The organism is Polaribacter sp. HaHaR_3_91 (assembly GCF_019278525.1).
Lineage (GTDB): Bacteria > Bacteroidota > Bacteroidia > Flavobacteriales > Flavobacteriaceae > Polaribacter.
In genome coordinates, this window is the sequence record NZ_CP058986.1 from 382,037 (window position 1) to 394,785 (window position 12,749).

11 protein-coding genes are annotated in these 12,749 nt (G+C 29.3%); 10 read left to right on the forward strand and 1 reads right to left on the reverse strand.

The genetic code is table 11. From position 1 onward, the window contains the following. Positions 1-199: 199 nt before the first annotated feature. The 9 genes from H0I27_RS01605 to H0I27_RS01645 all read left to right on the forward strand — a co-directional run bounded on the left by H0I27_RS01605 (position 200) and on the right by H0I27_RS01645 (position 11,592). Positions 200-1,279, forward strand: coding sequence for a site-specific integrase (locus H0I27_RS01605; protein WP_218732204.1), 1,080 nt, complete (start codon positions 200-202; stop codon positions 1,277-1,279). Positions 1,280-1,288: 9 nt separating this feature from the next. After that, positions 1,289-2,266, forward strand: a complete 978-nt coding sequence (locus H0I27_RS01610; protein WP_218732205.1) for a hypothetical protein — start codon at positions 1,289-1,291, stop codon at positions 2,264-2,266. A gap of 139 nt (positions 2,267-2,405) precedes the next feature. Then, on the forward strand, positions 2,406-2,687 hold the full coding sequence (locus tag H0I27_RS01615) for a helix-turn-helix domain-containing protein (protein ID WP_218732206.1): 282 nt from the start codon (positions 2,406-2,408) through the stop codon (positions 2,685-2,687). Between the two features lie 3 nt (positions 2,688-2,690). Beyond that, positions 2,691-3,194, forward strand: coding sequence for a hypothetical protein (locus H0I27_RS01620; protein WP_218732207.1), 504 nt, complete (start codon positions 2,691-2,693; stop codon positions 3,192-3,194). Continuing rightward, positions 3,194-4,471, forward strand: a complete 1,278-nt coding sequence (locus tag H0I27_RS01625) for a DUF3987 domain-containing protein (RefSeq protein ID WP_218732208.1) — start codon at positions 3,194-3,196, stop codon at positions 4,469-4,471. The genes H0I27_RS01620 and H0I27_RS01625 overlap by 1 nt, the downstream gene beginning before the upstream one ends. Before the next feature lie 111 nt (positions 4,472-4,582). Continuing rightward, complete coding sequence (locus H0I27_RS01630) at positions 4,583-5,530, forward strand: DUF6371 domain-containing protein (RefSeq protein WP_218732209.1); 948 nt, start codon at positions 4,583-4,585, stop codon at positions 5,528-5,530. Between the two features lie 154 nt (positions 5,531-5,684). Then, a complete protein-coding gene (locus tag H0I27_RS01635; RefSeq protein ID WP_218732210.1) occupies positions 5,685-7,235 on the forward strand; it encodes a type I restriction-modification system subunit M in 1,551 nt (516 codons plus the stop codon). Beyond that, a complete protein-coding gene (locus H0I27_RS01640) occupies positions 7,232-8,482 on the forward strand; it encodes a restriction endonuclease subunit S (RefSeq protein ID WP_218732211.1) in 1,251 nt (416 codons plus the stop codon). The genes H0I27_RS01635 and H0I27_RS01640 overlap by 4 nt, the downstream gene beginning before the upstream one ends. A 2-nt stretch (positions 8,483-8,484) precedes the next feature. Further along, entirely contained in the window at positions 8,485-11,592 is a 3,108-nt protein-coding gene (locus tag H0I27_RS01645) for a type I restriction endonuclease subunit R (protein ID WP_218732212.1), read from the forward strand. A gap of 13 nt (positions 11,593-11,605) precedes the next feature. On the opposite strand, the gene H0I27_RS01650 is transcribed toward H0I27_RS01645, so the two are convergent. Then, positions 11,606-11,809 carry a hypothetical protein gene (locus H0I27_RS01650; protein ID WP_218732213.1) on the reverse strand — a complete coding sequence of 68 codons (204 nt, stop codon included), beginning with the start codon at positions 11,807-11,809 and terminating at the stop codon, positions 11,606-11,608. A gap of 123 nt (positions 11,810-11,932) precedes the next feature. Between H0I27_RS01650 and H0I27_RS01655 the strand changes: the two genes are divergently transcribed. Further along, complete coding sequence (locus H0I27_RS01655; protein WP_218732214.1) at positions 11,933-12,670, forward strand: hypothetical protein; 738 nt, start codon at positions 11,933-11,935, stop codon at positions 12,668-12,670. Positions 12,671-12,749: the final 79 nt, after the last annotated feature.

Genomic DNA, 12,749 nt, shown 5'->3' on the forward strand with positions numbered 1-12,749 from the left:
AATTTATATAGAAAATAAAAAAAACCTCAACTTATAAAAGTTGAGGTTTTTTGTACTCAAGGTGGGAACATTTAATGCAAACATCGGAAACAATAAGAAAATAAATACTTTAAAATCAGTTATTTATAGATATTATCTTTCTTTTCATTTCTTTTTTTAGCATATTTGCGTTACTAAAACGTTACTGATAATTTTAGAGATGAGTGTAAAACTAAGAGAAAGGAAATTAGCAAAAGGAGCTATCAAGTATTATTTAGATATTATTTACAATGGAGAAAGAACTTATGAGTTTCTTGATGTGAAAATATACCCTACGGATAGCAAAAGTGTAAAGGCGGAAAAAAAAAATATCGCAAATTTAATTCGTTCAAATAGGGAATTAGATATTATAACTGAGGACACCAATTATATTCCAAAACATTTAAAAAACATTAATTTTCACGAGTTTGCAGAATCTTTTATTGAAGATTATAAAAAGAAAGATTTGCGAATGATAAATGCTACTTACAAGAAGTTTAAAGAATTTGTAGAGAATGACAAATTAAAATTGTCAGAAGTAGGTCCTTTTATTATGAATGGCTTCAAAGATTACCTAAACGAAGAAGCAGGTTTAAAAGGAGAATCTCCACACAATTATTTTACTCGTTTTAAAAAAATATTAAAGGATGCAGAATTGAAAGGTTTGATAAAAAAGAATCCAACAGATGGTATTCGTTTTAAAAGAAGTGGTACTTCTGATGAATTAAAAAAACAAGTTTTAACTTCTGAGGAATTGCAAATATTAGCAAAAGCAAAATGTGGTAATGAGGAATTAAAGAAGGCTTTCTTTTTTGCTTGTTATACTGGTTTGGGCTATGCAGAAATTAAAAAGCTAAAATGGAAAAATATTAAAAAAGACAGATTAGAAACCAGAAGAGAAAAAACAAATAAAAAGATAGAATTAAAACTTAAAGAAAGTATTATTAGTATTTTAGGTGAGCCTAAAAAGAAAGAAGATTTCGTCTTTGATTTCACATTAAAAAACGGCAAAACTATTTCTGATAATGGCGTTAATAAATGTTTAAAAAATTGGGTTGCACGAGCTAAAATTGATAAACACATTACTTTTTATTGTGCTAGACATACGATGGCTACCCAATTATTAAGTTATGGTGCTAATTTAAAAACAGTGGCGGATGCTTTAGGACATTCTGATACTCGTAATACAATTAAGTATTTAAATTATATAGATAGCTTAAAAGATGATGCGGTAGATAATTTACCTGATATTGATTTTTAAAAAATAGTTATGGAAAAAGATTATATAGAGATTTATACAAAGGCTTATCAAGAGGAGGAAATTCATCACGAAAAATATATTAAAAAGAGAGTTTTAGAGTATCATGATTATTTAACTTTTAATGATAATAATAATTCATTGATAAATGAACTAGATACTAAATTAGGTGAAAATATTATTTTTGATGATGCATTTAGTAAGATTACTACAATCTTTCGAACTAGTAGGTTTAGGAAAGGACATGAGTTAAAAATAATATCCATTAAACTACTTCCAGAGTTTTTAAAAATAGATAAGGGTAATTTAAAAGTTAGTTTTGAAGGTTATTTAAAGGAGTTAGCTAGGTTTAAAGCAGAAGAAGAAATTCAACGATTATTTTGTAATAATAGAGGTTCTTATGAATTAATGTTTGAATTAAATGATTTTAGTGAATTTGCTATAAAGGGTTGTGATGGAGGTAATGGATCTGTGCTTTATGAAAAGTATAGAAAGCTGTTGTATGAGCCTAAAAAACATAATGAAATTAATAAATTAGTAGCTTTTGATCGGAGTGCTAAATTTATAGGGTTAGAAAAAACTAATCATTATCAAATAAAGGAAGAATATTATGAGAAATTTCTTTCTAAAGAATTTTATGGATATTTAATTAAAGATTTTATTAATGAGACTAAAACTTCTTATAGTTGTTTTAAAGATGTATTTACAGAAAAATCAGTAAATCATAGTAGTGAAATTCACTTTTTTTGTTCAACAATTTTAGCTTCTTTACTTCTTTCTGAGTTTAAAAAGCATGTTTTCAATAAACTTGTTATGACGCAAATTGAAAAAAAACATTTAAAACTGAATAAATCAAAGCCGTTTTCTGCCAATAATATTTCACAATCTAAAAAAAATGCCTCAGAAAGTCATGAACGAAAAGTTAATAAAGCATTACTTTTTTTAGAAGAAATTTTAATAAAACCTACTATAAGTGATAATAAATGTTAAAGTTTATTCATTATGAATTCAGATGTGTATTCACATTTTAAAATGTGAATACAACATACTGCTTTCTTCTATTTCTTTGTACTTGAATTCAAATAAGAAATAGATCTATTTCATTTTTTTAATTAAATAAATTTAAAAAATGAAATCAATAAAAACGATTTTAAGTGAGATTTTAGAAAATCTTAAACAAAACAAACAAATTTTTACCTTCCAAGAAGGTTGTAACTATTGTGGAATTTCCGAAAGCACTATGTATAAACATACTGCTGCTAATAGAGTCCCATTTTACAGGCCAGAAGGCAAACTTATCTTTTTTAAAAGAGAGGACTTAGATGCGTTTATGTTACGTAATCGTCAATCTACTCAAGAAGAGTTAGAGGAAAAAGCAGCAGTTTATAGTCTTAATCGTAAAAAATTTTAAAGTATGAAAAGTCAGATATTAACTGTTAGAGTTTCAGAAGCTTTAAAAGACGATTTAGATTATTTAAGTGAAATAAAAGGAGAGTCAATCTCAGACTTATCCAGAAAAGCCATAGAAAATTATGTTAAAACTTCTTTAGGGGAAGATGATACGAGTGTTGTAATTGAGTCAGAAAAAGAAACAAGTTTTAACTTGATTGAAGGAGTTTTGCAGGTTTATAATAAAGATCTGCTCTTAAATGAAGTTGAAATTACTGATTTATATTACAAGTTTAAAGCAACGTTTAATGATGTGAAGCATGATGATTTATCAAAATCAATATTGTATAATGAGTTAAAATCTACTAAAACAAAACTTCAAACTCTTATTACTTTATTTTGGTGGTATCTTGATGATGTTTTTACATTAGATGAAGAGTTAGATTATGTTAGATTTAGTGACTTTCTGCAGAGATTAGATACATCTTTAAATGAGCCTAGAGAGTTCGTTTTAAAAATTCCTGAATAATGTTTAATTCAGAGTTAGAGATTCAAGAGAATTTAAACAAGCTGACAAAAACAAACAAAGATATTCTTAGAGATAATCTAGAGGTAATAATTTCAAAATTACCTCTAAGTTTATCTTCTTTAATAGAAAACGGATTTAAGTATAAAAGAATACCAAAAGAGTATTTATTAAGTTCTGTTTTGTTTGCATTTTCAGCCGCTACAGGAAGAACGTTTTATATTGACACTTTAGGATATAAGAACTATGCAAACCTTTATTTTGTAATAATAGGAAGTCGAGGTGATGTAAAAAGTGAAGCAATTAAAACTGCTACTGCTCCAATTAAAAAGACAGATGATAAAGATTATGAATCGTATTTATATGAGAATAAAGATCTTGGTAAAGAAGATAAAGTAATTAAAAGAAGGCAAACATTAATTCAAAATGCTACTATAGAAGCAGCACAGAAAATCCATTTTGAGAACCCTAATTCTATTGGTTTATGCTTAGATGAAATTTATGGTTTGGTGCAAAAAATGGCTAACTCAAATAGTAGAGATGGTGTAGAATGGCGAAATTTCTTTTTAGAAGGGTATACAAACGATTATATTGATGTATCTCGAAAAACAACGGTAAGTTTTAGAATTCCTGAAAGTTATCCTACTCTTATTGGTGGGTTACAGTATCAATTTGTTAAAGAGTTATTTGCAAACGGAAATTTAGAGAGTGGTTTTATAGATAGACTTCTATTTACTACTAAGTTGACTGAAAACAAAAAACTTAGAAAGGAAGGAATTCCGTATGATTGTATAGAGCGATATAGTCAGTCTATTAAAAATTTATTGGACTATAAAAAGCAAAGTGAAAACCCAGAAGAATTAAGAAAACAATTTAAAATTTCATTTACAAAAGAAGCTGAATTGAGGTTGTTTAATTACGTACAAAAGCTTATTGAAGATAAAGATGTTGCTAAACCAATGATCAAAGAGTATTTGTCAAAAATGCAAATTTCTATTCATAAGTTTTGTTTGTTGTCTTTTATGATGTTAAATGCTTCTGAGAGTACTTTTAATTCAGAACTAACAGTAGAATCAGTAGAGTTGGCGATTGCTTTAAATGACTTTTATTTTTTAAATTTTCAAGTTATTATTGAAGATGCTATCAAAGACGTACAAAAGAAAATTTCTATTGAGGATGTTGTTGCTATGGGGAAAAAGAACGGGGCTAGTCAAAAAGCAGTTACTGAAGTTGCTGGGGTTCATAAAAGTACTATTTCAAGATTATGGAAGAATGTCTAACGCAACATGCAACTAGCAACTTTCGGTATATTAGGTTTAAGTCATTGTGGTTAATGTGTTTAAGTTAGATTTTTAAAGAGTTGTGAGTTGCAGGTTGCAAACTAAAATAATATGTATCATAAAATAGAACAGCATTTAATATTAAATAAAAAAAGAAATAAAAACTTGGTTACACCTTGTTGTCATAAAAGTAATAAAAATTTAAAGTTTGTAACTTTTATAAACTATCCAGAAATATTTGGATACTGTCATTCTTGTGGAAAAGCGACTTTACCACCAATAATTTACAAGGATGATTTTGGTAATGAGTATTATTGGAATGTCATACATAAGAAGTTTGAATCTGTATTACAATTGTATGACAAATCTGTATTACAAAACATAAAAAGTACTAAAAAATGTAATACAATTTGTCATACAACTATTAAATATGTTGATTTTCAGGAAGTTGAGAAAAGCATAAGGTTGTTTCCAGAAAACAATTTATTAACACATTTGCGTTCTATGTATTGTAATACAAAAGTAGAAGCTATTAAAAAAATGTATTACATAGGAACTTCTAAAAAAGGAGGTACTGTTTTTTGGAACATTAATAAAGATGGTAAAGTTCAAAAGTCTAAAATTTTCTACCATCAAAAAAATGGTAAAAGAAAAGAGTATTTCAGTGTGCCTTATCAAAATAAAGATGGGTATTTTGATTGTCTTTTTGGAGAACACCTTTTGTTTAAAAATAATAAACCAATTATTTTAGTGGAAGGAGAGAAAACTGCAGTTGTTTGTGCCTTACATTTTCCTAATTTTAATTGGTTGTCATACGGAGGAATAAATGGTATGACAAATGATAAAATGAAAGTATTGTCTGGTGAAAATATTTTAATTGTTCCCGATTTAAGTGAAAAAGCAGTAGGTATTGCAAGTAAAAGAGCAGAAGAATTAAAAGGATTAAATATTTCTGCAAAAATTTGGGATATGAGAAATGGTTTAACAGATGAGGAGTTAAGAATTAAGGGTTTTTATAATTGTGATTTGGAGGATTTCTTTAGAGATAAATCGTTGTAATGTTTTTTAAGAAAACACCTTTTAAATAATAAAACAAGAGTGAATCCTTATTATAAAATCAAATTATTATTCTATTTTTAACAATTAGAATAAAATTGCTAATAAAACTTAAATCAAGTTCCAAACATTGGAGCAAAATATCATAAAAAAATAAATGACAAGTAACAATCAAAGAGCCGAATTACAAAATCAAATATGGAAAATAGCCAACGATGTACGTGGTTCTGTAGATGGATGGGATTTTAAACATTTTGTATTAGGCACCCTGTTTTACCGTTTCATTAGTGAGAATTTCAGTAATTACATTGAAGCGGGTGATGATAGCATAAATTATGCAGAACTACCAGATTCGGTTATAACTCCTGAAATAAAAGAAGATGCTATTAAAACAAAAGGATACTTCATTTATCCTAGTCAGTTATTTATAAATATTGCTAAAGGTGCTAACGATAACGAAAATCTAAACACAGATTTAGCCGCTATATTTTCAGCTATAGAAAGTTCAGCAAATGGCTATCCATCAGAACAAGATATAAAAGGCTTATTTGCAGATTTTGATACCACAAGTAACCGATTAGGAAACACCGTAGAAAATAAAAACAGCCGTTTAGCTGCTGTACTTAAAGGTGTAGAAGGTTTGAAACTAGAAGGTGAATTTGAAGATAGTGAAATAGACTTATTTGGTGATGCTTACGAGTTTCTAATCTCTAATTATGCGGCCAATGCAGGTAAATCTGGTGGTGAATTTTTCACACCGCAAACTGTATCTAAGTTAATTGCACAATTAGCCATGCACAAGCAAGAAAAAGTAAATAAAATTTATGATCCTGCTGCAGGGTCGGGTTCGTTACTTTTACAAGCTAAAAAACACTTTGACAACCATATTATCGAAGAAGGTTTTTTTGGGCAGGAAATAAACCATACCACCTACAACTTAGCACGTATGAATATGTTTTTACATAACATAAACTACGATAAGTTTCATATCGTGTTAGGGAACACCCTAGAAAACCCACAATTGGGAGACGATAAACCTTTTGATGCCATTGTATCCAATCCGCCATATTCTATAAAATGGAAAGGTAGTGACGACCCAACGCTTATTAACGACGACCGTTTTGCACCTGCTGGTGTGTTAGCACCAAAATCTAAAGCAGATTTTGCCTTTGTATTACACGCCTTAAGCTACTTGTCTAGTAAAGGTAGAGCGGCTTTGGTATGTTTTCCTGGTATTTTTTACCGTGGTGGTGCAGAGCAAAAAATTAGAAAGTATTTAGTAGATAACAATTTTGTAGAAACCGTAATTTCTCTAGCGCCTAACCTGTTTTTTGGCACTTCTATAGCAGTAAACATCTTAGTGCTTTCTAAAAGTAAAACCGATACCAAAACACAGTTTATAGATGCTACGGGTAAAGATTTCTTTAAAAAAGAAACCAACAACAATGTTTTAGTAGATACCCATATCGAAAACATTATGAAAATGTTCGATACTAAAGAAGAAGTAGTACACGTAGCCACTACTATTGATAATTCTAAAATAGCCGAAAACGATTATAACCTATCGGTAAGTTCTTATGTGGAAGCTAAAGATACACGTGAAAAAATAGATATAACTGAGTTAAACAAAGAAGTAGCTATCACAGTAAAAAAAATAGACCAACTTCGTGCAGATATTGATAACATTGTAAACGAAATTGAAGCATGAGCGAGTTAGATAAATTATTGGAAGGTGTTGAAGTTGAGTGGATATATCTTGAGAAGATTATTCAAGATAAGTTTTGGATAATGCCTTCAACTCCGAAATTTAATGAAAAAGAGTTAATACCCTATATTACTTCAAAGAACATAAAAAATGGTCATATAAATTTTGATAAAATTAAGTTTATTTCTCACAATGATTTTATGAAGATATCTAAAAATAGACCTATACTAGCAGGAGATATTCTTATTAGTATGATAGGTACAATAGGGGAAGTTGCGAAAGTAAAAGTAAGTGATTTAAATTTTTATGGACAAAACATGTATCTGATAAGATTGGATAACAAAATAATAAATAGTGATTTTTTTCTACATTTCTTTGATTCTCCAATAATGAAAAGTCATTTTAGTTCTGTTAAGAATAATTCTGGTCAAGGATATTTAAAATCTAAAGATATTGAGAAACTTGAAATCCCAATCCCTTGCCCAGATAACCCAGAGAAATCACTAAAAATCCAAAAAGAAATAGTTCGTATTTTAGATACCTTTACCGAACTTACTACCGAACTTACTACCGAACTTACTGCACGTAAAAAACAGTACAGCTATTACCGTGAGCAATTACTAACTTTTGATGAGAGTGAGGTGGAATGGAAAACTTTGGGAGAGATTGGTGAAGTTACAAAACTTGCAGGTTATGAATTTACTAAACATGTAAAATATGCAGATACTGGGAATATTATTGCTCTTAGGGCGTTAAATGTAAAAAATGGTTACTTAAATCTATCACAAGTAAAATTTATTGATGGAAGTGAATTTAATAAATTATCTAGAAGTAAATTGTATATAGATGATATGCTTTTTACGTATGTCGGTACTATTGGCGAAGTTGCCCTAATAACAGAGAATGATAAATATTATTTAGCTCCTAATGTTGCAAGAATTAGGCTTACAAATAATTCTATCCTTCCTTCATTTATGAAATATTATTTTCAATCTTATGGTTTTGAAAAAAAGCAAATTAATCGCTATTTATCAGCATCTTCAATGAAGAATTTAACAATGACTAATATTCGTAAGTTCAAAATACCTATTCCTTCACTAGCCGAACAAGAACGCATCGTAACTATCTTAGATAAATTTGACACGCTTACCACTTCCATAAGTGAAGGTTTACCAAAAGAAATAGATTTACGTAAAAAACAATACGAGTATTACCGTGAAATGTTGTTAACGTTTCCAAAACCAGAATAATAATGAGTACCTACAAAACCATAGCAGAATCCAATAACTTTATTGTCTTAGACAAGTACACTAAGTTTTCAGAACTAAATGAAGCACCTGCAAGTTACCAAACAGAGGCAGATTTAGAGAAAGAACTCGTAAAAGATTTAATCAATCAAGGCTATGAGTATGTGCAACACTTAACCACACCAACCGCTATGTTGGCTAATGTGCGTGTACAATTGCAAAATCTGAATGCTATGCAGTTTACAGATAAAGAATGGGAGCGTTTTGTAATAGAGTATTTAGATAAACCAAGCGATAACCTAGTAGATAAAACCAGGAAATTACACGATAATTATATTCACGATTTTGTATTTGATGATGGACATATTCAAAACATCTATTTAGTAGATAAAAAGAATGTGGTTCGTAATAAATTACAGGTTATTTCTCAGTTCGAGCAAACAGGTACACAAGCCAATCGGTATGATGTTACTATTTTAGTAAACGGTTTGCCTTTAGTGCAAATAGAGCTTAAAAAACGTGGTGTGGCTATTCGTGAAGCTTTTAATCAAGTACATCGCTACACCAAAGAGAGTTTTAATACGTCAAACTCATTGTTTAAATTCTTGCAAATATTTGTAATATCTAACGGTACAGATAGCCGTTATTTTGCCAATACCGTAGAACGTAATAAAAACAGTTTCGATTTTACAATGAATTGGGCAAAGGCAGATAATTCATTAATTAAAGATTTAAAAGACTTTACAACCACTTTTTTTGATAAAAGAACGCTTTTAAACGTATTATTGACCTATTCTGTGTTTGATGTTAGTGATGTATTGTTGGTAATGCGACCGTATCAAATAGCAGCAACAGAACGTATTTTATGGAAAATACAAAGTTCTTTTAATGCTAAAAATTGGGCAACAACAGAAAGCGGTGGTTTTATTTGGCATACCACAGGTTCTGGTAAAACACTAACCAGTTTTAAGGCAGCACGTTTAGCTACCAAATTAGATTTTGTAGATAAAGTATTTTTTGTGGTCGATAGAAAAGATTTAGATTTTCAAACCATGAAAGAATACCAACGCTTTTCGCCAGATAGTGTAAACGGTTCAGATAGTACAGCAGGACTAAAAAGAAATATAGATAAAACCGATAATAAGATTATTGTAACCACCATTCAGAAATTGAATAATTTAATGAAAGGTGAAAATGATTTAGCTATTTATAAAAAACAAGTCGTCTTTATTTTTGATGAAGCACACCGCTCGCAATTTGGTGAAGCACAAAAAAACTTAAAAAAGAAGTTTAAAAAGTTCTATCAGTTTGGTTTTACAGGAACACCTATTTTTCCTGAAAATGCTTTAGGTTCAGAAACTACCCAAAGCGTATTTGGTACAGAACTACATTCTTACGTTATTACAGACGCAATTAGAGATGAAAAAGTACTAAAGTTTAAAGTAGATTATAATAATGTGCGCCCTAAGTTTAAAGGGGTTGAAACAGAGCAAGACTTAAAAAAACTATCAGGAGCAGAAAATAAAAGAGCCTTATTACACCCTGTGCGTATTACGGAGATTTCGCAATACGTTTTAAAACATTTCAGACAAAAGACACATCGTACAAAAGGAACTAATAACGGTTTTAACGCCATGTTTGCAGTAAGTAGTGTAGATGCCGCAAAATGTTATTATGAAGAGTTAAACAAGCTTCAAAAAGATAGTGAGAAGCCTTTAAAGATAGCAACCATCTTTTCCTTTGCAGCCAATGAAGAACAGGGGGCAATAGGAGAAATACAAGATGAAACCTTTGAGCCTACAGCAATGGATACCAGTGCTAAAGAGTTTTTATCAGCTGCTATTAACGATTATAACGCAATGTTTAAAATGAATTATGGTATTGATAGCAAAGGCTTTCAAGACTATTACCGTGATCTTGCAAAAAAAGTTAAAAATAAAGAAGTCGATTTATTAATTGTAGTAGGGATGTTCTTAACAGGTTTTGACGCACCTACTTTAAACACCTTATTTGTAGATAAAAATTTACGTTATCACGGTTTAATGCAAGCGTTTTCACGTACCAACCGTATTTATGATGCTACTAAAACGTTTGGAAATATTGTAACTTTTAGAGATTTAGAACAAGCCACAATTGATGCTATTACACTTTTTGGTGATAGCAACACAAGAGATGTGGTGTTGGAAAAAAGCTATAAAGAATACTTAGAAGGCTTTACAGATATTGCCACAGGAAAAGCACGCAGGGGTTATGTGGAAGTGATAGAAGAATTAAATGAAAAATTCCCTAATCCAGATGAAATTGTAACAGAAAAGGATAAAAAAGAATTTTCTAAACTGTTTGGAGAATATTTACGTGTAGAAAATATACTTCAAAATTACGACGAATTCACAAACCTGAAAGCTTTTCAATCTGTAGACATAAACGATCCTATAGCTGTCGAAACGTTTAAAGACACGCACTTTGTTTCAGATGAAGATATTTCAGTAATGAAAGGCATAGAATTACCTGCTGAAAGAACCATTCAAGATTACCGCTCCACATATAATGATATTCGTGATTGGTTACGACGAGAAAAACAAGGAAACGAAGCAGAAGAATCTGGTATCGATTGGGATGATGTGGTTTTTGAAATAGACTTGTTAAAATCACAAGAGATTAACTTAGATTATATTTTGGAATTAATTTTTGATCACAGTAAGCAAACGAAGAATAAAGAAGAATTAGTAGAAGAAATCAGACGTGTAATTCGTGCAAGTATAGGCAACAGAGCAAAAGAAAGTTTAGTTGTAGATTTTATCCATGATACTAACTTGGATGATATTTCAGATAAAGCAACTATAATAGATGCGTTCTTTGAATACGCACAAAAAAAGCAAAAAACAGAAGCTAAAGTATTAATAGAAGATGAAAACCTTAATAAGGAAGAAGCAGAACGCTATATTACATCTTCTTTAAAACGTGAGTATGCCAGTGAAAACGGTACGGAGTTAAATTCAATTTTACCTAAAATGAGTCCTTTAAATCCACAGTACTTAACTAAAAAGCAAAGTGTTTTTCAAAAGATTGCTGCGTTCGTAGAGAAATTTAAAGGTGTTGGAGGTCATGTTTAAATTCATTAGAAATTTAGATTGTGAGTTTCTTTTTAGCAATAAGTTTTTTCATATAGTATTCTTTTGAATATTTTTTTATAGGTTTTGATAAAGGTTTTTTTAATTCAATATCCATTTGAGATTTATTCAAATCGTTTATTAATAAATCATTTAGTCTTATAAATTCTTTAATGGGTAATTCTTTCGCTATTTTGTAAATATCTTCTGCTATTAACATGAGTTTTTGTTTATAATTCCTAAGTTTAAATTAAAATATCTATATAAGTTAGAGTCTATAAAAAATATCTTTTTGTTTTTTTATTGCTATATAAATAAGCGTTAATTTTTAAAAAAAAATATTGTGTCAAAAATATTACACCCCTTAATTATAAAAACCAAAAATGAATTAAATAAGTTAGATTCAGAAAACGTAAAAACTTGGGGGGAAAGACATAGTTATAAGGGAAGGAATTTATCAATATCTGTAGAGCCTAAATTAAGAAACAGAGCGTTTAATTTTATGAATGAACTTTTGAGTCTTTTAGAAAAGAATAATCATTCTATCAAGATTGATTGTAATAGGTCTCAAATAGAAATGTATGGTCAGTTAACTGAATTTAATTTAAGGCAAAAATTTTACAGAAAAAGAGTAAAAGAAGAAGGGTATAGTTTTTCTCATAATGTATTTGTCAAAAGTGAAGACTTAGAATTTCAAGTTGGATATTCTTATAGAAAAGGTTGGATTGATAAAAAGACTAAAAAAATTGAAGATGATATTCAGTCAATATTTGAACACATAGAAAAGAAAAGTAAATATTACTATGAAATTGATGAAAGTAATAAAATAGCAGAAAGGAAAAGAGAACAAGAAAAATTGTTAGAGCAGGAGAGAGAAAGGTTGGTTGAAGTTGAAGATAAAAAAGTTGAACTTCTTCTTCAAAATGCATCAAATTATAAAAAAGCAAATGAAATTCGTTTTTATATTAAAGCTCTTGAAAAAAAGTATAGTCTTAGCGAGTACAAAGAACAAAGTGACTTAGATTACATCAAGTGGGCAACTAAAAAAGCAAATGAATTAGACCCTTTAGTTGAAAATTAAAAAAATGTTTTTTCTTTCCTTTTTTAACCTTTGTAAGATTGTTTGTGTTACTATTGCGTTACTCTTAAAAAGATAAAAC

Coding starts and splice junctions, on each gene's coding strand:
- H0I27_RS01640 (WP_218732211.1), top strand. CDS start 7,232: ATGAGCGAGTTAGATAAATTATTGGAAGGTGTTGAAGTTGAGTGGATA.
- H0I27_RS01635 (WP_218732210.1), top strand. CDS start 5,685: ATGACAAGTAACAATCAAAGAGCCGAATTACAAAATCAAATATGGAAA.
- H0I27_RS01615 (WP_218732206.1), top strand. CDS start 2,406: ATGAAATCAATAAAAACGATTTTAAGTGAGATTTTAGAAAATCTTAAA.
- H0I27_RS01645 (WP_218732212.1), top strand. CDS start 8,485: ATGAGTACCTACAAAACCATAGCAGAATCCAATAACTTTATTGTCTTA.
- H0I27_RS01620 (WP_218732207.1), top strand. CDS start 2,691: ATGAAAAGTCAGATATTAACTGTTAGAGTTTCAGAAGCTTTAAAAGAC.
- H0I27_RS01630 (WP_218732209.1), top strand. CDS start 4,583: ATGTATCATAAAATAGAACAGCATTTAATATTAAATAAAAAAAGAAAT.
- H0I27_RS01605 (WP_218732204.1), top strand. CDS start 200: ATGAGTGTAAAACTAAGAGAAAGGAAATTAGCAAAAGGAGCTATCAAG.
- H0I27_RS01650 (WP_218732213.1), bottom strand. CDS start 11,809: ATGTTAATAGCAGAAGATATTTACAAAATAGCGAAAGAATTACCCATT.
- H0I27_RS01610 (WP_218732205.1), top strand. CDS start 1,289: ATGGAAAAAGATTATATAGAGATTTATACAAAGGCTTATCAAGAGGAG.
- H0I27_RS01625 (WP_218732208.1), top strand. CDS start 3,194: ATGTTTAATTCAGAGTTAGAGATTCAAGAGAATTTAAACAAGCTGACA.